The organism is Sanguibacter inulinus (genome assembly GCF_013415325.1).
Taxonomy (GTDB): Bacteria; Actinomycetota; Actinomycetes; order Actinomycetales; family Cellulomonadaceae; genus Sanguibacter; species Sanguibacter inulinus.
The window spans coordinates 132,065-154,810 of sequence record NZ_JACBYE010000004.1 but is presented as its reverse complement, the minus strand read 5'-3'; the positions used below and the strand labels follow the sequence as shown (position 1 = coordinate 154,810).

At 71.0% G+C, this 22,746-nt stretch carries 19 protein-coding genes; 8 read left to right on the top strand and 11 right to left on the bottom strand.

The features are described from left to right. The first annotated feature begins 88 nt into the window (after positions 1 to 88). The 3 genes from HZZ10_RS03120 to HZZ10_RS03110 are packed head-to-tail and all read left to right on the top strand — an operon-like array spanning position 89 to position 3,606. Complete coding sequence (locus HZZ10_RS03120) at positions 89 to 2,455, top strand: carbon starvation CstA family protein (protein ID WP_179912370.1); 2,367 nt, start codon at positions 89 to 91, stop codon at positions 2,453 to 2,455. Continuing rightward, the gene (locus HZZ10_RS19785) at positions 2,452 to 2,781 is read left to right on the top strand and encodes a YbdD/YjiX family protein (RefSeq protein ID WP_179912369.1); all 330 of its coding nucleotides are present in this window, start codon (positions 2,452 to 2,454) and stop codon (positions 2,779 to 2,781) included. The genes HZZ10_RS03120 and HZZ10_RS19785 overlap by 4 nt, the downstream gene beginning before the upstream one ends. A gap of 48 nt (positions 2,782 to 2,829) precedes the next feature. After that, complete coding sequence (locus tag HZZ10_RS03110; RefSeq protein ID WP_179912368.1) at positions 2,830 to 3,606, top strand: YaaA family protein; 777 nt, start codon at positions 2,830 to 2,832, stop codon at positions 3,604 to 3,606. Between the two features lie 58 nt (positions 3,607 to 3,664). Here HZZ10_RS03110 and ppk2 read toward each other — a convergent pair whose 3' ends face one another. Further along, positions 3,665 to 4,585: a polyphosphate kinase 2 gene (gene ppk2, locus HZZ10_RS03105; RefSeq protein WP_082543949.1), complete on the bottom strand. Its 921-nt coding sequence runs from the start codon at positions 4,583 to 4,585 to the stop codon at positions 3,665 to 3,667. Between the two features lie 115 nt (positions 4,586 to 4,700). On the opposite strand from ppk2, the gene HZZ10_RS03100 reads away from it, so the two are divergent. Next, positions 4,701 to 5,456: a phosphotransferase gene (locus HZZ10_RS03100; protein WP_179912367.1), complete on the top strand. Its 756-nt coding sequence runs from the start codon at positions 4,701 to 4,703 to the stop codon at positions 5,454 to 5,456. Between the two features lie 4 nt (positions 5,457 to 5,460). Here HZZ10_RS03100 and HZZ10_RS03095 read toward each other — a convergent pair whose 3' ends face one another. The 6 genes from HZZ10_RS03095 to HZZ10_RS03070 all read right to left on the bottom strand — a co-directional run bounded on the left by HZZ10_RS03095 (position 5,461) and on the right by HZZ10_RS03070 (position 10,847). Further along, positions 5,461 to 6,264: a histidine phosphatase family protein gene (locus HZZ10_RS03095; RefSeq protein ID WP_179912366.1), complete on the bottom strand. Its 804-nt coding sequence runs from the start codon at positions 6,262 to 6,264 to the stop codon at positions 5,461 to 5,463. A 2-nt stretch (positions 6,265 to 6,266) separates the two neighbouring features. Then, positions 6,267 to 7,016: a zinc ribbon domain-containing protein gene (locus tag HZZ10_RS03090; RefSeq protein ID WP_056131943.1), complete on the bottom strand. Its 750-nt coding sequence runs from the start codon at positions 7,014 to 7,016 to the stop codon at positions 6,267 to 6,269. Next, on the bottom strand, positions 7,013 to 7,963 hold the full coding sequence (locus HZZ10_RS03085; protein WP_179912365.1) for a Nif3-like dinuclear metal center hexameric protein: 951 nt from the start codon (positions 7,961 to 7,963) through the stop codon (positions 7,013 to 7,015). Before HZZ10_RS03085 ends, HZZ10_RS03090 begins: the two co-directional genes overlap by 4 nt. A 73-nt stretch (positions 7,964 to 8,036) precedes the next feature. Continuing rightward, positions 8,037 to 9,119, bottom strand: a complete 1,083-nt coding sequence (locus HZZ10_RS03080; protein WP_179912364.1) for an RDD family protein — start codon at positions 9,117 to 9,119, stop codon at positions 8,037 to 8,039. A gap of 53 nt (positions 9,120 to 9,172) precedes the next feature. Continuing rightward, positions 9,173 to 9,838, bottom strand: coding sequence for a hypothetical protein (locus HZZ10_RS03075; protein WP_179912363.1), 666 nt, complete (start codon positions 9,836 to 9,838; stop codon positions 9,173 to 9,175). Positions 9,839 to 9,896: 58 nt separating this feature from the next. Then, the gene (locus HZZ10_RS03070) at positions 9,897 to 10,847 is read right to left on the bottom strand and encodes a saccharopine dehydrogenase family protein (protein WP_179912362.1); all 951 of its coding nucleotides are present in this window, start codon (positions 10,845 to 10,847) and stop codon (positions 9,897 to 9,899) included. 96 nt (positions 10,848 to 10,943) lie between these two features. Between HZZ10_RS03070 and HZZ10_RS03065 the strand changes: the two genes are divergently transcribed. Both HZZ10_RS03065 and HZZ10_RS03060 read left to right on the top strand, forming a co-directional pair. Further along, on the top strand, positions 10,944 to 11,513 hold the full coding sequence (locus HZZ10_RS03065) for a TetR/AcrR family transcriptional regulator (RefSeq protein WP_179912361.1): 570 nt from the start codon (positions 10,944 to 10,946) through the stop codon (positions 11,511 to 11,513). Positions 11,514 to 11,740: 227 nt separating this feature from the next. Further along, the gene (locus HZZ10_RS03060) at positions 11,741 to 12,421 is read left to right on the top strand and encodes a hypothetical protein (RefSeq protein ID WP_179912360.1); all 681 of its coding nucleotides are present in this window, start codon (positions 11,741 to 11,743) and stop codon (positions 12,419 to 12,421) included. Between the two features lie 13 nt (positions 12,422 to 12,434). Here the strand turns inward: HZZ10_RS03060 and HZZ10_RS03055 are convergent, their stop codons facing one another. Further along, positions 12,435 to 12,716, bottom strand: coding sequence for a hypothetical protein (locus HZZ10_RS03055; RefSeq protein WP_156382738.1), 282 nt, complete (start codon positions 12,714 to 12,716; stop codon positions 12,435 to 12,437). A gap of 452 nt (positions 12,717 to 13,168) precedes the next feature. On the opposite strand from HZZ10_RS03055, the gene HZZ10_RS19780 reads away from it, so the two are divergent. Continuing rightward, complete coding sequence (locus tag HZZ10_RS19780) at positions 13,169 to 16,081, top strand: glycosyl hydrolase 53 family protein (RefSeq protein WP_179912359.1); 2,913 nt, start codon at positions 13,169 to 13,171, stop codon at positions 16,079 to 16,081. An 86-nt stretch (positions 16,082 to 16,167) separates the two neighbouring features. Here HZZ10_RS19780 and HZZ10_RS03045 read toward each other — a convergent pair whose 3' ends face one another. Both HZZ10_RS03045 and HZZ10_RS03040 read right to left on the bottom strand, forming a co-directional pair. Further along, the gene (locus HZZ10_RS03045) at positions 16,168 to 17,025 is read right to left on the bottom strand and encodes a sulfite exporter TauE/SafE family protein (RefSeq protein ID WP_179912358.1); all 858 of its coding nucleotides are present in this window, start codon (positions 17,023 to 17,025) and stop codon (positions 16,168 to 16,170) included. A 16-nt stretch (positions 17,026 to 17,041) separates the two neighbouring features. Beyond that, on the bottom strand, positions 17,042 to 17,743 hold the full coding sequence (locus tag HZZ10_RS03040; RefSeq protein ID WP_218928366.1) for a TetR/AcrR family transcriptional regulator: 702 nt from the start codon (positions 17,741 to 17,743) through the stop codon (positions 17,042 to 17,044). A gap of 138 nt (positions 17,744 to 17,881) precedes the next feature. On the opposite strand from HZZ10_RS03040, the gene HZZ10_RS03035 reads away from it, so the two are divergent. Then, on the top strand, positions 17,882 to 19,420 hold the full coding sequence (locus HZZ10_RS03035; protein WP_179912356.1) for an MFS transporter: 1,539 nt from the start codon (positions 17,882 to 17,884) through the stop codon (positions 19,418 to 19,420). Between the two features lie 190 nt (positions 19,421 to 19,610). Here the strand turns inward: HZZ10_RS03035 and HZZ10_RS03030 are convergent, their stop codons facing one another. After that, the gene (locus HZZ10_RS03030; RefSeq protein WP_179912355.1) at positions 19,611 to 22,619 is read right to left on the bottom strand and encodes an alpha-mannosidase; all 3,009 of its coding nucleotides are present in this window, start codon (positions 22,617 to 22,619) and stop codon (positions 19,611 to 19,613) included. Positions 22,620 to 22,746: the final 127 nt, after the last annotated feature.

Sequence of the window (22,746 nt, the reverse complement as noted above, 5' to 3'; positions counted from 1 at the left end):
TCACACACGAAGCGCACATCTCGTCCACGTCGGCTAGCCTTCCTCCAGGACCGCACCTCACCGGTGCGCGCTGAGCGAAGGAGCTTCGATGACGACCTCCCTGACCGACCCAGACTCCGCCCCTGAGGTGCTGCGCAACGATGCCGGCGCCCCTGTCGGGATCGTCGAGAAGCATCGGTGGACCCCGCCGAAGATCGCCCTCTGGGTCGCGATCGGTCTGCTCGGAGGTCTGGGCTGGACCATGATCGCGATCGTCCGCGGTGAGCAGGTCAACACGATCTGGTTCATCGTCGCGTCGGTCTGCACGTACTCCTTCGCCTACAGGTTCTACGCGCGCTTCATCGAGCGTCGCCTCATGCGTCCTGACGACCGCCGGGCTACACCTGCCGAGCGGATCGACAACGGCAAGGACTTCGACCCGACCGACCGTCGGGTGCTCTTCGGCCACCACTTCGCCGCGATCGCCGGCGCCGGGCCGCTCGTCGGGCCTGTCCTCGCGGCACAGATGGGGTACCTGCCGGGGACCATGTGGATCATCTTCGGCGTGGTCGTCGCGGGCGGCGTGCAAGACATGCTCGTACTGTTCTTCTCGCTGCGGCGCGGCGGCCGGTCGCTCGGTCAGATGGCTCGCGACGAGATCGGCCGGGTGGGCGGGACCATCGCGATGGTCGTCGTCTTCGTCATGATGATGATCGTCCTGGCGGTCCTCGCCCTCGTGGTCGTCAACGCCCTCGCCGAGAGCCCGTGGGGTGTGTTCTCGATCGGCTGCACCATCCCGATCGCGCTGTTCATGGGCGTGTACCTGCGGTTCATCCGGCCTGGGCGGGTCACCGAGATCTCGCTCGTCGGCTTCGTGCTGCTCATCGCGGCGATCGTCGGCGGTCGTTACGTCGCCGAGAGCTCCTTCGGCGAGGTGTTCCACCTCTCTCCCGTCGCTCTGACCTGGGCGCTCATCATCTACGGCTTCGGAGCCGCAGTGCTGCCCGTGTGGTTGCTGCTCACCCCGCGCGACTACCTGTCGACGTTCATGAAGGTCGGCACGATCCTCGTGCTCGCCGCAGGCATCGTCGTCGTCATGCCGATGGTCCAGATGCCCGCGGTCACCGAGTTCGCGAGCAACGGCGAGGGACCGGTGTTCTCGGGTTCGCTGTTCCCCTTCTTGTTCATCACCATCGCCTGCGGGGCGCTCTCAGGGCTGCACGCGACGGTCGCCTCAGGCACCACGCCCAAGATGGTGCAGAAGGAGTCGCAGGTCAGGCTCATCGGCTACGGCGGCATGCTCATGGAGTCCTTCGTGGCGATCATGGCGCTCGTCGCCGCGATCTCGCTCAACCAGGGCGTGTACTTCGCGATGAACATGCCCGAGGCCATGACGCAGGGCACCACCCAGGGGGCTGTCGAGGCCGTCGACGGTCTCGGGATCACCGACATCGCGGGCGAGCCCGTCGAGGTGTCGTGGGAGACCGAGATCGACGGTGAGCTCGTGACGCTCACCGGGGCCGAGGCTCTCGACGCCGTCGCCTCCGACGTCGGCGAGCCCTCGGTGGTCTCCAAGACCGGTGGCGCTCCGACCCTCGCCGTCGGCATGGCGAACATCTTGCACAACGTGTTCGGCGGCAAGGCGATGATGTCGTTCTGGTACCACTTCGCGATCATGTTCGAGGCCCTGTTCATCCTCACGACGGTCGACGCCGGCACCCGGGTCGCGCGGTTCATGCTCTCGGACTCTCTCGGCAACTGGGTTCCGCGGTTCCGCAACCCCTCGTGGCGGCTCGGCAGCTGGTTGTCGACCGCTGTGGTCGTCGGAGCGTGGGGTGCACTGCTCATGATGGGCGTGACAGACCCCCTCGGCGGGATCCGGACGCTCTTCCCGCTGTTCGGCATCGCGAACCAGCTGCTCGCCGCCGCCGCGCTGACCATCGTCACCGTGATGGTCGTGCGCCGCGGGTACGTGCGGTGGGTGTGGATCCCGCTCGTGCCGCTCGTGTGGGACGTGGTCGTGACCTTCACGGCGTCGTGGCAGAAGATCTTCTCCGACGTCCCAGCGATCGGATACTTCGCACAGCGCTCGCTCTACCAGGACCGCATCGCCGCCGGCGAGTTCACCGACGCGGTGGCTCTCGCCGACGCCGAGGCCGTCGTGCGGAACACCACGGTCCAGGGGACGCTGTCGATCATCTTCGTGCTCATGGTCGCCGCGCTGCTCGTCACGGCGGCACGGGCGATCTGGGTCGCACTGAGGTCCCCTGGGGAGGTCACGACCTCGGAGGACCCCTTCGAGGAGTCCTCGCTCTTCGCACCGCAGCACCTGCTCGCGACGCCAGCAGAGAAGGAGCTCGAGGCGGAGGTCGCGGCATCCGCAGGACCGGCGCCAAGGCGCGGCGGTCACGGTGGTGACGGTCCCGGTGGTCGCTCGCCCGGCGGCTCCGACGGACACGACCAGGCGGGACGATGAGCAGCGTGGGAGGTGCGCAGGGGACGGACCCCGAGGTCGTCGCTCACGACGTCGACGCGACGACAGGGTCGAACGCCGCGGCTCACGACCCGGCGTCCCGGCGGAGCCCCGTCACCCGTCTGCTCCGCCAGTCCTGGCACCACGTGACCCGGGCCGCCTCCGGCATCCGGTGGTACGTGCACGAGCTCATGGGCGACACCGCCTACGCCAAATACGTCGCCCGGCACGAGGCGCTCCACCCGGGCGTCGAACCGCTGACCGAGCGGGCGTTCTGGCGGCAGCGGACCGACGAGGCGGAGCGGGCACCCGTCGCCCGCTGCTGCTGAGCCGACGACGGGCGTCCCCACCTCTCGCCGCTGACTAGACTTCTCCGGGTGCTGATCCTGCTGCCCCCGTCTGAAGGCAAGTCTCCGGCGACCGCAGGGACGCCCGTCGACCTCGCCGCCCTGAGCGCCCCGTCGCTCACCCGGCACCGCACGAAGGTCATGCGGGCCCTCGCCAAGGTCAGCGCCCGCAAGAATGCCCTCGACGTCCTCGGCGTCGGCCCGAGCCTGGCCGAGGACGTCGCCCGCAACACCCGGCTCGACTCCGAGCCGGCCGCTCGGGCCGCGACCGTCTACACGGGGGTCCTCTACGCGGCCGCCGGGCTCGACGACCTCCCCGTCGAGCAGGCTGCGCTGGCCGCAGCCTCGGTCCGCACGGTCTCAGCCCTCTGGGGTGCGGTCTCCCCTGACGACGTGATCCCCGCCTACAGGTTGTCGATGGGCACCGACCTCCCGGGCGTCGGCCCGCTGGCCCCGACGTGGCGGCCCCACCTCGAGAAGGTGCTGAGCCCGCTCGCGACCGGCGACGTCGTGGTCGACTGCCGCTCGGCCGCCTACCTCGCCGCGTGGAAGCCCGCGAAGGGCACCGACTGGGTGAGCGTCCGCGTGCTGCGCGAGCTCGACGGGAAACGGTCTGTCGTCTCCCACAACGCCAAGCACACTCGCGGGGTACTGACCCGCCACCTGCTCACCCGCGAGGGTGAGCAGCCGCGCACAGCCGAGGAGGTCCTCAAGGCCGCGCACGAGCTCGTCGGCGGGGCGCTGCTCGACGCGACGCTGATCGACGGCAAGCACGGAGCGTCGACCCTCGAGCTCGTCGTCGCCTGATCCGGACGCCGTCCGGCGCCGCGCTCCTCAGCGCAGCGCCGTCGCAGTCCTCCGCGACTCACCCCAGCGTCGACGCGTGGTCCGGCACGTAGGTCTGGAGCTCGCGCGGGGTGCGCCTGTAGCCGGTCGACGCCGGGCGCTCGGGCAGGGAGATCGGCGGGTGGGTCACCTCTTCGTAGGGCACCGTCGAGAGCAGGTGGGAGATCATGTTGATCCGCGACCGCTTCTTGTCCTCGCTCTCGACCACGAACCACGGCGAGGCCGGGGTGTCGGTGTGGATGAACATGTCGTCCTTCGCGCGGGAGTAGTCCTCCCAGCGGGCGATCGACTCGAGATCCATCGGCGACAGCTTCCACTGCCGCATCGGGTCTTCGAGCCGCGACGCAAAACGCTTCTCCTGCTCGGCGTCCGAGACGGAGAACCAGTACTTGCGGAGCATGATGCCGTCGTCGATGAGCAGCTGCTCGAACACCGGGCACTGCGCCATGAAGCGCTTGTGCTCGGCAGGCGTGCAGAAGCCCATGACCCTCTCGACGCCCGCCCTGTTGTACCAGGACCTGTCGAAGAGGACGATCTCGCCCGCGGCCGGAAGGTGCTCGACGTACTTCTGGAAGTACCACTGCGACTTCTGCCGCTCGGTCGGTGCCGGCAGCGCGGCGACGCGCACGTGCCGCGAGTTGAGGTACTGCGTGACGCGCTTGATCGCCGAGCCCTTGCCCGCGGCGTCGCGCCCCTCGAAGACGATCACCAGCCGCTCGCCCGACTCGCGCACCCACTCCTGGAGCTTGACGAGCTCGGACTGCAGCCTGAACAGCTCTGCCTCGTAGACGGACTTCTTGAGCTTGGGCAGCTTCGGCGGAGAGTCGTCGCCCGTGTCCTGCGGACCTCCGGGGACGTGGACGTCGCCGGCCTCCGTGGCCGGGACTGGCTCGGTCGCCTTCGAGCGGCGGGAGCGGGATGAGCTGGTGTCGTTCGCCATCGGACGTCCTCCTCGGTGCGGGCCCACGAGCAGGGCCGACGTGTCGTGCTGCGACCCATCATGCACCCCCGCCCGCCTGCACGGCCCGGCCGGGAGACGCCGTTAGCCTCAGAGGATGACCGACACCGAAGAGCCGCTGTCCGGGGGCAACGCGTCGCAGGGCGTCGTGCGCGTCGGGGCGACGGTCCGCAAGCCGTGGACCGCCGCGACGCCCGCCGTCCACGAGGTGATGCGACGGGTCCGCACGGCTGGTGTCGACGTCCCCGAGGTCCTCGGCCAGGACGACCAGGGCCGCCAGGTGCTCGAGATGGTCCCGGGGACGCTCGCCATGGACTCCCCGCCGCTGACCGACGAGGAGCTCGCCCGCGTCGGACGGCTGGTCAGGTCGATCCACGACGCGACCCGCGACCTCGTCCCCGAACCGGCGGTCCCGTGGGAGAACCTGCTCCCGACCATAGGCGCGGACCTCGTGTGCCACAACGACCTCGCACCCTGGAACCTGATCGTCGGTGAGCGGTGGGTGTTCATCGACTGGGACGGGGCCGGGCCGAGCACCCGGCTGTGGGACCTCGCCTACGCCGCCCAGTCCTTCACGATCAACGACTCCAGGATCGACCCTGACGAGGCCGCCGCCGGACTGGCAGCCTTCGTCGAGGGATACGGGGCCGACCAGAGGCTCCGGGACGAGCTCCCGCAGGCGCTCGGGCGGCGCGCCGCCGCGATGCACGAGCTGCTGCGCTCTGCGCACGAGACGGGCCGCGAGCCCTGGGGCACCATGTACACCGCAGGCCACGGCGCGCACTGGCTCGAGGCCACCCGGTACGCCCGCGCGCACGAGGAGACCTGGCGGCTCGCGCTGCGCGGGCGCTGACCGGTCAGATCTCGGGCGGGATGCCGATCGCGGTGATCTCCGACGTGCCGTCGGCCCAGTACCGGATCATGCTCACCGACGCCGGGGCGATCCGGATGCGGTGCCACTGCGAGGCCGGCGCCCCGAAGGCCGTCCCGATCACCGATCGCAGGGCGACGGCGTGCGAGACCACGACGACGGTCTTGCCGAGGCTGCTCGCGATGAGGTCGTCCATCGCTCCTGCGAGGCGCTGCCCGGTCTGGGCGATGGACTCTCCCCCGGGGATCGCGAAGGTGCCGGTCTCGTGCCAGTCGCGCAGCTGACCGGGCCACCGCTCTTCGATCTCGTCGGAGGTCAGCCCCTCCCACTCGCCGAAGTCGCCCTCGGCCAGACGCGGGTCGGTCACCACAGCGCGGCCGAGGCGGCGGCTGATCGCCGTCGCGGTCTCCTGCGTGCGGATCATCGGGGAGGCGACGATCGACGTGGCACGCGGGACGTCCGGCCAGATCTGCCGTCCGATGCGGTGCACCAGGTCGGCGGCCTGCGCGGCCTGGATCCGGCCGTGCCCGCTCAGGCTCGGTCCGGGGACCCCGCCGCCCGAGTACGCACCGCTCGTCGTGTGGGGCGTGACGCCGTGCCTGATGAGGATCGCGGTGAGCGGCTCGTCGGTGTCAGGGCGGTACGTCGCACCCGTCGGGCGGGCGACCTGGAGCCGGGTGTGGCCGACGTCCCCGCCGGAGACCTGGTGATCGGCAGCCTCGTCGGGGGTCATCGTCTCTCCCGGCTCACGCGGTCCTGCTCCCCCGGTGGTCTCCGGCGTCTGGTTCATCGTCACTCCTTCGGGCGGTCGTCCTTGATACGGACCAGGATGCGCCCGCACTCTTCGCAGCGCACGACGTCCTCAGGGGCTGCGGCACGGATCGCCGAGAGGTCGGTCTGGTTCATGTCGAGCTGGCAGCCCTCGCAACGACCGCCGCGCAGCGCTGCGGCACCCTGGCCACCGAGCTGCGTGCGGATCTTGTCGTAGAGCGTGACGAGCGCGGCGTCGAGCCCGTCGACGGCCTTCGCACGGTCAGCCTGGACGACCTCGAGCTGGGCGTTGATCTCCGCGGTCTGGGCGTCGACCTCGGCGAGGGCGGCGGCCTTCGCGTCGGCGGTCTTCTGGTGCGCCTCGTCGAGCTTGGCGAGGGTGTCCTCGTGCGCCTCGAGACGTTCCATGACTTCGAGCTCGACCTCTTCGAGCGCCTCCTGGCGGCGGCCGAGCGACTCGAGCTCGCTCACGAGGGCCTGTGCGTCCTTGGCGCCGACGGCGCCCGAGTCGAGGCGCTGCTGGTTGCGGGTGGCACGCGTGCGCACCTGCTCGACGTCGCCCTCGGCCTTGGCGAGCTCGCGGCGGAGGTCGCTCGCAGCGGTCCTCGACGCGACCAGAGCGCTGTTGAGGTCGGCGAGCTGTCCGTCGATCTCCTTGACCGTCGCGAGCGCGGGGAGCGTGGTGCGACGGTGCACGAGCTGCTGGGCTCGGGTGTCGAGCGCCTGGACGTCCAGGAGTCGGCGCTGGTCCTCGACAGGGGCCTTGGTCACAGCTGGTGTCCTTCCGTTGGGTCTTCAGAGGTCAGGTCGTCGGCGTCAGGCGAGCCGAACCGTGCGGTCCACGGGTCGGTGCGCAGGACGCTGACTCTGGTCACCACCGTAGTGCCGTCGGCGGTGCAGTCGTGCACGAGGTCCTCGGCTGCGTAGGCCAGCCAGGGCCACTCGCTCGCGAAGTGCGCGGTGTCGATCAGGAACGGCGTGCCGCTGCCCGCCGGTGCTCCCGCTGCCAGAGCGTCGAGGCGCGCCTGCTCGCGGGCCTCGGACACCCCGTGGTGCTTGAGGTCGGAGGTGACGTAGACGTCGGCCCCGGCAGCGCGCGCGGCACCGATGAAGGAGTCGCCCGAGCCGCCGAGCACGGCGACGGTCTCGACCGTCGCGTCGAGGTCACCGGCGACCCGGACGCCCTGGGCCGTCGCGGGCAGGACAGCCGCGACGTGCTCGGTGAAGGCCCGCAGCGTCGTGGGGGCGGCGAGGCGACCGACCCGCCCGAGGCCTGTCGCCGCACCGGGCTCGTGCGGGTCGAGCGGCCGGCGGTCGACGACCCCCAAGAGGTCTGCGAGCGCGTCGTTGACGCCGCGCTCGGCGGCGTCGCCGTTGGTGTGCGCGACGTAGAGCGCGCACCCGGCCTCGACGAGACTGTGGACGACCGAGCCCTTGACCGTCGTGGCGGCGACCGAGTGGACGCCCTTGAGCAGGAGGGGGTGGTGGGTGACGACGAGGTCGGCACCCCAGGCGACGGCCTCGTCGACGACGTCCGCGACGGGGTCGACGGCGAAGAGCACGCGGCGCACCCGGCGCTGCGGGGCGCCGACGACGAGCCCGACGGCGTCCCAGTCTTCGGCGGTCGACGGCGGGTAGCGCGTGTCGAGCAGGTCGACGACGCGGGCGAGCGTCGGAGACGGGCTGGTGTCGGTGGGCTGTCCTGGCTCGTCGGTCACTGTGGCAGGTTACCGTCCGGCGGGTGGCTGGCGCTGGACCCGGCGCGAGGCACGACCCGCCGACGGGCGTCCGTCACGTGGTGAGCGAACAGCTGGAGACGACCTGACCGTCGACGATCACGGACGACTCCGCCGTCCATCCCGGCCCGAGGTCGCTCACGTCGAGGGCGAGGTCGCCGAACGGGGTGCCGTCGACGTCCGCGGCGCCGTCGGGGGTCCCTGCAGGCAAGACCGTGTTGGTGATCTCCTCGGTGCCGTCGGCACCGGTGACCACGAGCTCGACGGTGGTCGGCTCTGCGGTGCTGCGGTGCCACGTCCAGCTCGCTGTGACCTCTTGCGCCGGGTTGAAGGTCGTCCGCTCGACCCAGAACCGTCGCTCGGAGGTGACGCTGCTGTCCGCCCGGATCGTCACGCCCGTCGGCGCGAAGGCGCCAGAGTCGAGGATCGGGAAGCCGCAGTCGACCATGTCGGAGCTGCTCGATCCCGCGGTCGACCAGGGGAACGAGAAGCACGCGAGCACGACGCTCACGATGGCGACCCCTCCGGTGACGCGGTTCTCCCACTCGCCGGTCGCCGGTTCGCCGATCGTCCCTCGCGAGCCCGGCCGCCCGGTCCAGGTGCCGTCACGGCGTGTGGCGAGCCGGGCCACGAGCGGGTGCGCGCGCACGGTCCGTGTCCGCAGGACGACAGTCCCGAGGAGCGAGTCGGCGAAGGTGCGTTCCTCCGGGTGCCACAGGGGACGCAGGTACCCGATGCAGAGGATGGCGTCGAGCAGGTGGGCGAGGTAGCGCAGCACCGTGCGCACGGGCCCGACGGGCTGGCCGGTCTGGGCGTCGACGACCGCGATGCCGACGATGCGCTTGCCGGGAGTCGCACCGCCGTAGGCCTGGAGCAGCACGAGGGAGAGCACGGCGGCGGCGACGGCGACCTTGCTCCCCCATGTCAGGCCTGCGAGGGTGAGGCCGTCAGAGTCCGGGAACGGCACGGGGAGCGTGAAGGTGCTGGTCCCGTACGCCGCCCCAGCGGCGAGGAAGATCAAGCCCCCGAGGACGAAGCCGTCGATGATCACGGCGACCACGCGTGACGACCACGCGGCGTAGCTCCTGTCGTCGAGGACCTCGGGGACGACGTCGGGGCGGGAGTCAGCGATGACCATCAGACCATCCTGGCACGGGCGTCTGCCCGGACCGAAGAGGGGCGCGGGTGAGGTCAGGTGCGGAGCGCACCCGCGACCACGGCGAGCCACCCAGCCCAGAAGGTCTTCCACCGCTCGCCGTCGGCTGCCGAGGTGAGCCTCTCGTGGCTGACCGTGACCCGGCAGCGTCCGTCCCCCGCTGTCGCGAGGGTGAAGAGGATGCTGCCGAGCGGACCGCTGCCGTCGGCGAGCGCGAGACGCAGCGCCTTGGAGGTCGGCTTGGACCGGAGCGTGACGTCGAGACCGGGGAGCAGAGCGGCACGGGTGCCCTCGTCGAGGAGCGCCGCCCGGAGGTCGCTCTCGTCCGCCGAGAGGGTCGCGGTCTTGCTCACGGCGAAGGACCCGTCGGCCATCTGGCCGGGGACCCGCTGCCCGGTGAGCCGTCGGACTCCGACGGCGACGCCGTGCGCCCACCACCCGGCGAGGCCGTGCTGCTCCCCCGCCCAGGTGGCGATCTCTGAGTGCGAGGCTCCCCGGCCCGGACCGTCCGCGGCGAGCGCGACCCACTCGTCCCAGCCGCGTCCAGTTCCCGCGCGGATCTTCTCGTCGGACATCTCAGGAGCGGAGGAGTCGGGGGTCGTCTCTTCCGTGCCGGAAGACAGGCGGTCCTGGCGTTCCTGCTCGACGAGCCCGGTCAGAGGGGCGAGCGCGCTGAGGTCGACGATGGCGGCGGCTGTCATGGACCGAACCTAGCCGTGATCAGCCCCCGGGGACCAGGGCCGTAGGACCCTGCCCGGGCTACCCGAAGACCGTGAGGTCGACGTCCTCGACGCTCATGAGCGACGGCAGGTGGTGCACCCCGGCACCAGCGGCCCGCACCCGTTCGACAGCGAGCGCCGCCATGAGCCCCGTGGCGCGGGACTGCCCGACGCCCGTGGCGCTGCCGTGGACGCGCTCGGCGTCGCGGACCTGGAGGTACCAGCGCTCACCGCCGGGCATGGGGATGCTGGTCGGCAGGTGCCGTGCTCCGGGTACCCAGGTGAGCGCGGCGAGGGAGGTCGTCGCGAACCGTGAGTCGAGGCCGAAATAGCTGCGGACGGGGCGGTCGAGCTCTGCGGTCAGGGTCGTCTGGTCGGAGAAGTCTGTGCGGTACAGGCGGCGGCGCCCCGTGGGGAGGTCGAAGGTGGCAGGGCGGGTGTAGCTGCGGACCGGCGACCCTGTCGCGGGGTCCACGAAGCTCTGCCCGAGCATCCCGTAGACCCAGGCGGCCCCGGCAGCACCGTGCTGCTCACCGGCACCGAGGACGATCGCGACGTCGAGCGGGAGGGTGCTCTGCCTGGCTGCGGCGTGCGCCAGCAGGTTGGTCAGCCCCGGGGCGATGCCGACGCTGAGCGCGACAGGTGCGGCGAGGTCGAGAGCCTCGATGCCGGCGATGTAGGTCGCTGTCGCGGTGATGTCGACGAAGGCCGCTCCGGCTCCTGTCGCGGCGGTGACCACGCGCGGGTCTTCGCGTCCGGAGGTGTTGAGGACGACGTCGGCCGATGCAGCGGCGCGTGCCACGGCGGCGAGGTCGCCGAGGTCGAGAACGAGGTCGGCGCGGGTCGCATCCCGTCCGGCTGTCGTCACGGTGTGCCCGCGGGAGCGCAGGTGCTCGACGGCGTAGCTGCCGGCTGCGCCGTAACCGCCGAGGGCGAGGACCGTGAGTGCGGGGCTGCTGGGCTGGGGCTGGTGTGGGACGGGGAGTGTCATCAGGTTCTCTTCTCAAACAGTGGTGTTTGAGATGGAACCTAGCACAACATGAACACCGCTGTTTGAGATCGGTGCGACGTCGGCTAGCCTGAGCCTGTGACCACCACCTCCCCACGACGCTCGGATGCCCGACGCAACCGCGAGGCGATCCTCGCGAGCGCCCTGACGCTCTTCGCGCGGGACCCGAATGCGTCGATGTCGGCCATCGCCGCGGCGGCAGGCGTCGGCAGGGTGACGCTCTACGGGCACTTCGCCGGCCGCGACGAGCTGGTCGAGGCTGCGCTCGCCGCAGCGGTCGAGCAGTCAGACCGGCTGCTCGCCGAGGTCGACCTGTCCGGCGACCCCCTCGACGCGCTCGTCCGGCTCATCAGGTCCTCGTGGCGCCAGGTCGAGGCCAACAGCGCCGCGCTCGACGCGGCGCTGGCAGCGCTCGGAACGGATCACGTGCGTGCGTCGCACGACGGTGTGCTCGCCCGGGTGCAGGAGATCATCGAGCGTGGGCAGGGCTCGGGGACGTTCCGCGCCGACCTGAGCGCGGACTGGCTCACGGCCGTCGTCTACTCGACGCTGCACACAGCCTGCGCGGAGGTCGCGTCGGGCCGACTGGCGGCAGACGAGGCGGAGAGCGCCATCATCGCGACGGTGACGAGCGCCCTGGTCGCCTGACCACGACGGCCGCGGGGCGACCTGCTCGCGCAGCGGAGCGACCTGTCCACGCCGCGGGGCGACCTGCTCGCGCCGCGGACTGACCTGCGCACGCCGCGGGGCGACGTGCTCACGCAGCGGACAGGGGGTGTGCCGACGAGCGAGAGGGTGGTACACCACCGTCGTAGGCTGCGGGCCCACGGCAGCGGCTCTCCCGTCGACATCACGCACAAGGAACGGTCCGTCCCATGACACCGACGACGACGCCCCGTACAGGCTCGCTCCTCGCCCTCGCGCTGGCAGGTGCCCTCCTCAGCGGGTGCAGCGGCCCAGCAGACAGCGAGGCCACACCCGCTCCCGCAGCAAGCCTGGCAGCGACGAGCACCTCGGCACCGGAGCCCAGCGCCGAGCCCGCGACCGCGACCGCGACCGACGATGCGCCTGGCGCGACGGCCGGAGACTTCCCCACCTGCGACGAGGTGAAGGCAGTGCTCGGACCCGTGGTCGAAGGCCTCGTCGAGCTCGACGAGAGCGAGAACGGTGTGGCCACCGGGTCCGACGGCGCCGCCCTCGGATGCAGCTGGTACACGCCGGAGACGGACGGATCGAGCACGGCCCTCGATCGGTACGGCTTCATCTCCCTGGGCGTGTCCCACGACCCCGAGTACACCGCGGAGAGCATGGAGCCGCTGGGGTGGGTCGTCGACGACCCTGCGGTGTCGGCCGCAGGCGCCTGGGCCCTCAAGGTCGGTGGAGGCTACGACCCAGGCGCCCAGCTCGACGCGACGGGTGTCCAGGTGGTGCGGGACGGCGTGGTCGTCGTCCTCACCTCGGGCGGAGTCGCACTCCAGGACGTCCCCCAGCTGGCAGCACTAACCGAGGAGTGGGCGTTGGGCGCCGGGGTGGCAGTGCTCGACCTCATGGGCTGACCCCGGGGGCTGGCTAGAGCAGGCCCGGCGTCTTGCCCGGCCGCATGCCGTCAGGTCCCGGTGCGCGGCGGGCACGGGTCGCGATGTAGCGCAGGAGTGCGCTGTCGACGAGGAGGACGACACCGATCGCCCCGGCCCAGAGCTGACCCTGGACGATCCCGAAGGCCAGGAAGGCGAGCCCGAGGACCGCGAGCGCCACGGCGACGGCGGGGCGCAGCTGCGCGAGCCCGTCGAGGCCGGTGGGCCGGGCAGGTCGGGGCGCGTCGGGGAGCGGGGGTCTGGCGTCGTACGTCATGTCGGCTCCTGTGGTCGGGGTCTCGGTCCCGCGCATCGCCGACCGCCAGGACGGACCGGGCACGGGTCGGACACCCAACCCTAGGCGCAGTGCTCGTCACCCGCCCGAGAAGAGCGTCGGCACGGCCCCACCGCTGTGTCCCGGGCCGTCCTGGCTCGCTGGTCTCACCTCCGTCGACGACCGTAGCGTCTCGGCCGACACCTCGTCGGAGTGGGCCATCAACTGTGCGCGGTCACAGTCCGTGACTCAGTCGTGCGGCGCCGGGCACGCACAGAACGTTCTCCTGCCTCGAAAGCCTCGCCCTCTGGGACTGTGACCGTGTACAGTCCACCGCGACACATCCTCCAGGCCAGGTCATGGACGACCGCCGGCCCCTCGGCGCACGGCCGTGCCCGCCGGAGGACCCGGGTCACCTTCGAACAAAGATGCTCGACAGGAAAGGACTCCCCCCGATGCACCCAGCACGACGACGTCTCCCCCGCGGTCTCGCGGCGGCGGCCACGGCAGGTGCCGTGCTCCTCACCCCGCTCCTCGCGACCTCCGCGAGCGCAGCCGACGACCCCACCGGACCCGTCGACGCCGGGATCGTGGTCGACAAGGTCGACGGCCTCCCCGCGGACTTCATCAACGGCGTGGACATCTCCTCGATCCTGGCCCTCGAGGAGAGCGGCGTGACGTTCCGCGACTGGGACGGCCAGACCGCCGACGTCTTCGACGTGCTCGAGTCGGCCGACGTGAACTACGTGCGCGTCCGAGTGTGGAACGACCCCTTCGACGCGCAGGGCAACGGCTACGGCGGCGGGGACAACGACATCGCTGCGGCGGTCGAGATCGGTGAGCGCGCCACAGCGCACGGCATGAAGCTGCTCGTCGACTTCCACTACTCCGACTTCTGGGCCGACCCTGCCAAGCAGAAGGCCCCCAAGGCCTGGTCCGCCATGACGGTCGCGCAGAAGGCCGAGGCCACCGAGGAGTACACGGCCGACGCCCTCACCCAGCTCAAGGACGCCGGCGTGGACGTCGGCATGGTTCAGGTCGGCAACGAGACCAACAACGGCGTCGCCGGGGTCACGGGCTGGGCGGGCATGTCGCAGATCTTCAGCGCGGGCAGCAGCGCCGTCCGCGAGGTCTACCCGGACGCCCTCGTCGCGGTGCACTTCACCAACCCTGAGCGCGCGGGCTCCTACGCGAGCATCGCGAAGCAGCTCGACACCTACGGCGTGGACTACGACGTCTTCGCGAGCTCGTACTACCCCTTCTGGCACGGGTCGCTGAGCAACCTCACGACGGTGCTGGACCAGGTCGCGACCACCTACGACAAGCAGGTGATGGTCGCCGAGACCTCGTGGAACTACACCCTCGAGGACGGCGACGGCCACGAGAACACCATCAAGCCGACCTCCGGCTTCACGCAGTACCCCTCGTCCGTCCAGGGTCAGGCGACCGCGGTCCGCGACGTCATGCAGGCCGTGACCGACGTCGGCCCCGAGGGCATCGGCGTCTTCTACTGGGAGCCCGCGTGGCTGCCCGTCGGGACCCCTGACCAGCTCGAGCAGAACAAGCTGCTCTGGGAGGCCCACGGCTCAGGCTGGGCGTCCAGCTACGCCGCGGAGTACGACCCCGAGGATGCGGGCGAGTGGTTCGGCGGCTCGTCCTGGGACAACCAGGCGATGTTCGACTTCCGGGGTGCACCGCTCGAGTCCCTGCGCGTGTTCCAGTACGCCCGCACCGGTGCGACAGCCCCTCGCGAGGTCGTCGGCGTCGAGCAGGTCGCGGTCACCGTGGCCGACGGCTCCCCCGTCGCCCTGCCTGCGACCGTGCAGGTGACGTACAACGACGGCAGCGTCGAGGCGCACCCCGTCACGTGGTCGACCTCGGCCGACTGGATCCGTGGACCGGGCACCTACACGGTCACAGGCCGCACGACAGACGGGACCGTCGTCACCGCGACAGTCACGGTCACCGCCGTCAACCACGTGGTCAACCACAGCTTCGAGGACGCCAGCACCGCGCCCTGGACCCTCAGTGGACCCGGAGCCGGGACCGGCGCCTCGATCACGGCTGACGGCGACGCCGCTGACGGCGCCCGTGCCCTGAAGTTCTGGGACGACGCCCCATACTCCTTCGCCGTCGAGCAGACCATCACCGGCGTGCCTGCCGGGGCGTACACCCTCACCGCGAAGAGCCAGGGCGGCGCTGTCGGCCCGACCGACACCCTCACCCTGAGCGCGTCCTCGGGCGGGACCGAGCTCACGGCGCCGATCACGCTCGCCGGCTGGCGTCAGTTCAGCACGGCGACGGTCGACGACGTGGTGGTCGGGGCAGACGGCACAGTCACGATCGCCGCCCGCTACTCGCTGAGCGCTGGTGCGTGGGGCAACCTCGACGACCTGCGTCTCACGCAGGTCGAGACCACAGGCAGCGTCGACACGAGCTCCCTCGAGAACGCCCTCGCCGCCGCGAAGACGGTCGACCGCTCCCTCTACACCCCGGAGTCGCTCGCGAGCCTCGACCTCGCGGTCGAGACGGCCGGTGTCGTGCTCTCCGGCTCGCGCGCCACCCAGGACGACGTGGACGCTGCGACGGCCCTCGTCGACGCGGCGGTCGCCGGGCTCGTCGAGATCGAGGCGGAGCTCGTCTCGATCTCCGTGACGCCGCCGACCCGCACCACCTACGCGGTCGGCGACACCTTCGACCCGGCCGGGATGACGGTCACCGCGACCTACGCTGATGGCTCGACGGCCGACGTCACCGCCCAGGCGACAGTGACCGGGACCGACTTCTCGACCCCCGGGACCAAGGCGCTCACGGTGACCTTCGAGGACCAGACCGCCACTGTCGTCGTCACGGTCACCGGGACCACGACCCCCGAGGTCCCGGTCACGCCGGTGATGACGCTCAGCACCACGTCGGTCACGGCGGGCGACGACGTCACCGTGACGGTCACCGGGCTGGAGCTCCCGGAGGTCGAGATCGGCATCGAGAGCGAGTACCAGCGTCTGGCCGGGGTGACGGTCACCGACGGCACCGCGTCCGCGACGGTGACGATCCCGGCCACCCTCGAGGCCGGGACGCACATCCTCCAGGCGCGTGACGCCTCCGGGACCGTGCTGGCCCAGGCAGAGATCACGGTCGCCGCGGCCGTGGTGACACCGACGGACCCGTCCGCCCCGGGCACCACCGAGCCGACCGGAGCCGCGACACCTGCCGCCGGCTCGGGCACGGTGACGACCGCCACCGGGACGCTCAGCCAGACCGGTGCCGACGTGGCACTGCTCGCCGGGCTCACCACGCTGCTCGTCGCGGCGGGTGCCACGGTGCTCGTCCTGCGCCGCCACCGCGCGGGTACCTCACCCGTGCGCTGACGAGGAGCTGCAGCACCGGACGGCGGGCCGGGACATCGAGGAGCACGACTCCTCGGGTCCTGTCCCGTCGTCGTCTGCGCCGTCGGTCAGCGCAGCAGGAAGATGCTCGCGGTGATGGTCAGGCCGATGACGAGCCTCTCGAAGAGCTTCTGGTCGATCGAGCGCAGCAGGCGCCGGCCGATCACAGCCCCGAGCAGGACCAGCGGCACGAGCACGAGAGCCGTGCGCAGGGTGTCGACGGTGACGAGGGACAGGCCGATCGAGAAGGGCAGCTTGACGAGGTTGGTCGCGAAGAAGAAGCACGCAGCGGTCCCCATGAACCGCAGCTTGGTCGCCCCGACCGACAGCAGGTAGAGGCTCATGACGGGCCCACCGGCGTTGGCGACCATGGTGGTGAACCCGGCGAGGGTCCCGTAGACCGAACCGACCCCGAGGTGCGGACGCTGAGCAGCCGGTTCCCCTGCGGAGACCGACGCACAGACCGCGACCGGCATGTCAGCGGCGTCAGCGGCAGCGGTGTCAGCGGCACCGGCGTCGCCGGACCCGTCCTGCGCGGCATCGCGCTCCGCCCGCCGGGCCGACCGACGGTCGACGAACCAGCGCACGGCGCGGACCGCGAGGAGCGCCAGCAGCACCCCGCCGATGGTCCGGCGCATGACGAGGTCGTCGACCCGCGCGAGGAAGACCACCCCGACGAGCACACCGCCCAGCACGGGCAGCAGCATCCTGGACAGCAAACGCCAGTCCGCCTGGCGCCAATAGCTGCTGACCGCGACGAGGTCCCCGCAGAGCAACAGCAGGAGCAGCAGCCCTGTCGACTCCTTCGCAGGCATGACCGTGGCGATCAGCGCGACGCCGAGCGTCGAGAGCCCCGGCAGCGCGGACTTGGAGACGCCGACAGAGAGCGCGACGAGGGCGAGGACGAGCCAGGTCGTGAGAGTCATGGAGGGTGGAGGACGCTCAGCGCCCAGGCACCCCTGCCTGCTCGTCGGCGGAGGTCCAGAGGGCGCCGGCCCCGTCGGCCAGGTCCTGGGACCCTGGGTGCTCGGCCGTCGCGAGCGGGACGAGGACTGTGTCGACGAGCCTCTCCAGGTACGAGGGGTCGAGCGGCTTGCCCGTGGTGACCTTCTGGTAGGAGATCATCGCAGGGGCGATGGTCGCGATCATGTCGAGGTCGCGCCCCGGGGGGATCTCGCCCCGGCGCTCGGCGCGGTCGAGCAGGTCACGCATGAGCTGTGTCCGCGCCTCGACGAACTGGCGCTGGAAGGCCGCGGCGACCTGAGGGTCCTCGCGGATGACGGCGGTCAGGCCGGCCATGAGGTCTTCGGTGTCCGAGCGCAGGTGCTTGACCTGCCGGATGCTCAGCAGGTCCCCGCGGAGCGATCCCGTGTCAGGGATGTCGTCGACGGTGAGGTCGCCGTAGCGCCGGCAGGTGATCGCGTCGACGGTCAGATGCGTCTTGGACGGCCAGCGCCTGTAGAGCGTGGCCTTGCCCGCGCCTGCGCGCTCGGCGACGGCGTCCATCGTCATGTTCTCGAAGCCGCGCTCGACGAGGAGCTCGCGGGTCGCGTCGAGGATCGCCTCGTCGCGCGACTCGTCCCGGCGCCGTCCGGGCCGGCGTGCGCGCTCGGGCGACGTCGCTGTCACGTCCTCGTGCTCCACGTCCATCAGGCTCCCTCTCGTCGGTGCCCATTGTGGGCAGAGAGCACCGCGAAGAACAAATCGAGACCGAGGGGTTCCGGAACTGGTCAGTTCTGTATTACGGTCAGTGCTCCGACCACGACGTCCCCGGAGACACCCATGCCCTCACCCTCCACGCCCCAGAAGCCCGCGGCTCCGCCCGCCGGGCTGGCGGCGACCCCGACGTCGACGCACGGCTCGCGCCGCTGGCTCGTCCTCGCGACCGTCGCCCTCGCCCAGCTCATGGTCGTGCTCGACGCGACCATCGTGAACATCGCCCTCCCCTCGGCCCAGCTCGACCTGGTCTTCAGCGACAACGACCGCCAGTGGGTCGTCACCGCCTACGCCCTCGCCTTCGGCAGCCTGCTGCTGCTCGGCGGGCGGCTCTCCGACATGCTCGGCCGCCGCCGCATGTTCCTCATCGGCCTCGTCGGCTTCGCCCTCGCCTCCGCCCTCGGCGGAGCAGCCGTGAACTTCCCGATGCTCGTGGGCGCCCGTGCGCTCCAGGGCGTCTTCGCCGCCGTGCTCGCACCGGCCGCTCTCTCGGTCCTGACGACCACCTTCACCGACCCCAAGGAGCGCGGTCGCGCCTTCGGCGTCTTCGGCGCGATCGCCGGGATGGGCGGCGCCATCGGCCTGCTCCTCGGCGGCTTCCTCACGCAGAACCTCGACTGGCGCTGGAACCTCTACGTCAACGTGCTCATCGCGGTGATCGCCTTCGTCGCGGGCACCGTGCTGCTCCCCCGCGGCGGGCACTCGGGTCGTCAGTCCCTCGACGCCCCGGGCGTGCTGCTCGGGTCTGTCGGGCTCTTCGCCCTCGTCTTCGGCTTCTCCCAGGCCGAGCCGCAGGGCTGGGACGCTCCCGTCACCTGGGTCTCGCTCGCCCTGAGCGTCGTGCTGCTCGTCGCCTTCGTGCTGCGTCAGCGGACCTCCGCGAACCCGGTCCTGCCCCTCGGCATCATCCTGGACCGCGACCGCGGCGGCGCGTTCATCGCGATCCTCGTCGCCGGCTCGGGCATGTTCGGCGTGTTCCTGTTCCTCACCTACTACCTGCAGGCGACCCTCGCGTTCAGCCCCATGCGTACGGGCACGGCCTTCCTACCGATGGTCGTGTCGATCATCATCACCGCGCAGATCCAGAACAACATCCTGCTGCCGCGCCTCGGCCCGCGGATCATCGTGCCGATCGGCATGGCCCTCGGCGCCCTCGCGATGTTCTCCTTCACGCTCCTCGAGGTCGACAGCACCTACATCCACGTCCTGCCAGGTCTGATCCTGCTGGGTGTCGGGATGGGCTCGATCATGCCGCCGTCCTTCCAGATCGCGACCCTCGGCATCGACCGCCGCCAGGCTGGAGCGGCCTCGGCGATGGTCTCGACCTCGCAGCAGGTCGGTGGCGCGATCGGCACAGCGCTGCTCAACACGCTCGCTGCGACGGCCGCGACCAGCTACATCGCGACGCAGTCCTCCCAGACCCCGCAGGTCATGGCCGAGGCGGCCCTGCACAGCTATTCGACCGCCTACACGGCCTCGGCCGTGATCTTCCTGCTCGGCGGGATCGCGACGGTGTCGCTGTTCCGCACCCGCACCGACCGTGCCGCCCGAGCCGCTGCGAGCGCACCGCTCGACGGCGTCCAGGCCCCTGTCGTCGCGCACTGACGATCGCCCTGCACCGGGCCGTGACCAGACCCAGCTCAGCACGACGACGACGCGCCTGCGAGATCTTCGCAGGCGCGTCGTCGTCGTGTGAGAGGCGGGCGAGAAGAGGCCCGGAGGCGCGTCGGTCCGGCGCGACGGCTGGTGACGCTGTCAGTCGTGCTCCAGACCGGCGGTCCCCGCTCCTCTCGGCTCAGCCCGCCAGACGCACCCGGTACGTGCGCACCTCGAAGGGCGTGAGCTCGACGGCGATCTCGCCGCCGGGTGCTGAGACCTCGGCCGCGACGTCTTCGATGAGCGACGCCTCGTGGACGGCCGCGACAGGAGCCGCGACCTGCACGGTCCCGGTCACGCGACACCCGTCAGGCTCGTAGACCCGGACCACGAGATCGCCCGAGCGGTCGGCCGCGAGCTTGATGCCCGAGACGACGATCCCGTCGGTGGCCGAGACCAGGGCCTCGACCGGCGACCCGGTCCGCTCGCGTGCCGGCAGGTTGAGGGCGAGGCCGGCCTCGGTCGCGTCGGCCGTCGACGCACCGATGACAAAGCCGTAGCGGTGCGTGTGCTCCCCCTGGTCGGTCTCCGGGTCGGGGAAGCGCGGTGCACGCAGCAGCGAGAGCCGCAGCGTAGTTGTCACACCCGTCTCCGGGTCGGCGTCGCGGGTGACGTCGTAGCCGTAGGTCGAGTCGGTCACGAGCGCAGCGCCGAAGCCGGGCTCGCTCACGTGCACGAACCTGTGCATCGAGGTCTCGAACTTCGCGACCTCCCAGCTCGTGTTGGTGTGCGTGACGCGCTTGGCGTAGCCGAACTGCGTCTCGGCGGACGTGTGCTCGGCCTGGATCGCGAGCGGGAAGGCGATCTTGAGGAACTTCTCGGTCTCGCGCCAGTCCGTGGACTGGGTGATCTCCACAGTCCGCGACCCAGGCCTGAGCACCAGCTCCTGCACCACACGCGACGCCGAGAACGACCGCTCAATGCGCACGTGTGCCGCACCGTCGCGCGTCTCGTGGTGCAGGGCGTCGACCCTGCGGAGGTCGTCGACGCGGTTGCGGTAGTACCTGTCGACGTCCCACGCGTCCCACATGTTCGGGAAGTCCTGGTGCAGCTGGAGCAGGTTCGCCTCCTGTCCTGTCGCGACGGTCTCACGCCCTGTCGTGAGGTCGACGGCCGAGGTGATGAGACCCTCGGCCGAGATCGTCACGCGGACGAGGTCGTTCTCGAGCACCAGCGTCCCGTCGGCCTGGGTCAGGGAGACGGTCCCGGTCGCCGGCGCCGCGACAGCCGCCGAGTGCCCGGCCACACCGTCGCGGAGCAGCGGCGAGGCGTTGAAGACGATGCGCTCCTGGCCCTCACCCGCGAGTGCAGCCTGGGCCTGCTCGATGATCGCTGTCGCCTCGGCGGCGACGCGGGCGTACTGCTCGACGGCCTCGCGGTGCACCCAGGCGATCGACGTGCCGGGGAGGATGTCGTGGAACTGCAGCAGCAGCACCTGCTTCCACAGGGCGTCGAGCTCGTCGTGCGGGTAGTCGAGCCCGGCCCGGACGGCAGCCGTCGCGCTCCACAGCTCGGCCTCGACGAGCAGGTGCTCGGTGAGCCTGTTGCCCTGCTTGGTCTTGTGCTGGCTGGTCAGGGTGGCGCGGTGCAGCTCGAGGTAGAGCTCGCCGACCCAGACCGGCGGCTTCGGCAGCTCGCTCTTGGCCCGCTCGAAGAACACGTCGGGGTGCTCCCAGCGCACGCGTGCGCTGCCCTCGAGGTCGGCGAGGCGCTCGGCCTTGCCGGTCATCTCACGCGTGGTGCCACCACCGCCGTCCCCCCAGCCGACAGGGGCGATCGACCCTGTCGCGACGCGCGACTCGCGGAACTGGCGGGATGCCTTGGCGACCTCCATGCCGGACAGCTGGGAGTTGTAGGTGTCCATCGACGGGAAGTGCGTGAACATCCGGGACCCGTCGATGCCCTCCCACGCGAAGGTGTGGTGCGGGAACTTGTTGACCTGGTTCCAGGAGATCTTCTGCGTGAAGAACCAGTCGAAGCCCGCGCGGCGCATGAGCTGGGGCAGGGCCGGGGAGTAGCCGAAGGAGTCGGGCAGCCACACGCCTGCGGACCGCACCCCGAACTCCTGCTCGAAGAACTGCTGCCCGTAGAGGAACTGCCGGGCGATGGCCTCGCCTGTCGGCATGACGGTGTCGGACTCGACCCACATGCCGCCGAGCGGCAGGAACCGTCCGTCGGCGACGGCAGCCTTGACCTTGGCGTAGACCTCGGGGCGGTGCTCCTTGATCCAGGCGTACTGCTGGGCGCTCGACATGCCGTAGAGGAAGTCGTCGGTCTGCCCGATGAGCTCGGTCATGGTCGAGGTGGTGCGGGCGACCTTGCGGATCGTCTCGCGGACGGGCCACAACCAGGCCGAGTCGATGTGCGCGTGGCCGACGGCCGACACGACGTGCGCGCTGGCCTCGGCTGGCGAGGCGAGGGCCGGGGCCAGCGCTGCACGGGCGTCGGGAGCCGTCTCGGGGATGCGCTGCAGGTCGAGGACGTCGAGGGCGTCGTCGAGAGCCTGGAGTATGCGCATCCGGCGCGGCGAGCTCTCGGGGAGCTCGGCCTGGAGCTCGAGCAGCACCTCGACGTCGAGGGAGAGCTCGTGCACCTCTGGCTCGAAGACCGCGAGGTCTGCGTGCCGGAAGGTGTACAGGCGCTTCGGTGAGGAGGTGCGGACGTCGCCCTCCTGGGTGGGGAGGAAGGGGTGGTAGTCGAGCAGGACAGGGTTGGAGGCGGCCTCGAGGTAGAGGTCGAGTACCTCCTCGCCGTCGGCCCGGTCGGTGACCGGCACCCACTGGTTGCGCGGGTTGAGCGACTTCACGGGTTCACCGTCGGCGGTGTAGACGAGGCCTTCGCACTGGAAGCCCGTCATGTTCTGGTCGAAGCCGAGGTCGACGAGCAGCTCGACCCGGCGGCCGGCCCACTCGGCAGGAACCGTGGCCGCGAGGTGGAACCAGGTGGTCCCCCAGGCCGGTCCCCAGAGGGACCCGACCTCGAAGGGGCTGAAGTCGAGCGCCCGGCCCTCGGCCGGGGCGATCGGCTCCCCGGGGAGCTCGTGCCGCGACACGTCGACAGGCGTGCGGTGAGAGTGGATGGCGGGGCGGATGCGCTCGGTCAGGACCCGGGCGGCCCGTCCTGTGGTGAGGGGGATGTCGTCGTGCATGGTCTGGGTGATCCGTTCGTCGGGAGCGGTGGTCCGCAGCACTGCGGGCGGCGGGTCGGCTGGCTCGGGGCGGTGGTCGGGGTCTGGCAGGTCAGTGAGGCGAGGTCGAGGCGTTCTGGTCGGGTCG

Coding starts and splice junctions, on each gene's coding strand:
- HZZ10_RS03120 (WP_179912370.1), top strand. CDS start 89: ATGACGACCTCCCTGACCGACCCAGACTCCGCCCCTGAGGTGCTGCGC.
- HZZ10_RS19785 (WP_179912369.1), top strand. CDS start 2,452: ATGAGCAGCGTGGGAGGTGCGCAGGGGACGGACCCCGAGGTCGTCGCT.
- ppk2 (WP_082543949.1), bottom strand. CDS start 4,585: ATGGCGAACGACACCAGCTCATCCCGCTCCCGCCGCTCGAAGGCGACC.
- HZZ10_RS03100 (WP_179912367.1), top strand. CDS start 4,701: ATGACCGACACCGAAGAGCCGCTGTCCGGGGGCAACGCGTCGCAGGGC.
- HZZ10_RS03095 (WP_179912366.1), bottom strand. CDS start 6,264: ATGAACCAGACGCCGGAGACCACCGGGGGAGCAGGACCGCGTGAGCCG.
- HZZ10_RS03080 (WP_179912364.1), bottom strand. CDS start 9,119: ATGGTCATCGCTGACTCCCGCCCCGACGTCGTCCCCGAGGTCCTCGAC.
- HZZ10_RS03075 (WP_179912363.1), bottom strand. CDS start 9,838: ATGACAGCCGCCGCCATCGTCGACCTCAGCGCGCTCGCCCCTCTGACC.
- HZZ10_RS03070 (WP_179912362.1), bottom strand. CDS start 10,847: ATGACACTCCCCGTCCCACACCAGCCCCAGCCCAGCAGCCCCGCACTC.
- HZZ10_RS03060 (WP_179912360.1), top strand. CDS start 11,741: ATGACACCGACGACGACGCCCCGTACAGGCTCGCTCCTCGCCCTCGCG.
- HZZ10_RS03055 (WP_156382738.1), bottom strand. CDS start 12,716: ATGACGTACGACGCCAGACCCCCGCTCCCCGACGCGCCCCGACCTGCC.
- HZZ10_RS19780 (WP_179912359.1), top strand. CDS start 13,169: ATGCACCCAGCACGACGACGTCTCCCCCGCGGTCTCGCGGCGGCGGCC.
- HZZ10_RS03045 (WP_179912358.1), bottom strand. CDS start 17,025: ATGACTCTCACGACCTGGCTCGTCCTCGCCCTCGTCGCGCTCTCTGTC.
- HZZ10_RS03035 (WP_179912356.1), top strand. CDS start 17,882: ATGCCCTCACCCTCCACGCCCCAGAAGCCCGCGGCTCCGCCCGCCGGG.
- HZZ10_RS03030 (WP_179912355.1), bottom strand. CDS start 22,619: ATGCACGACGACATCCCCCTCACCACAGGACGGGCCGCCCGGGTCCTG.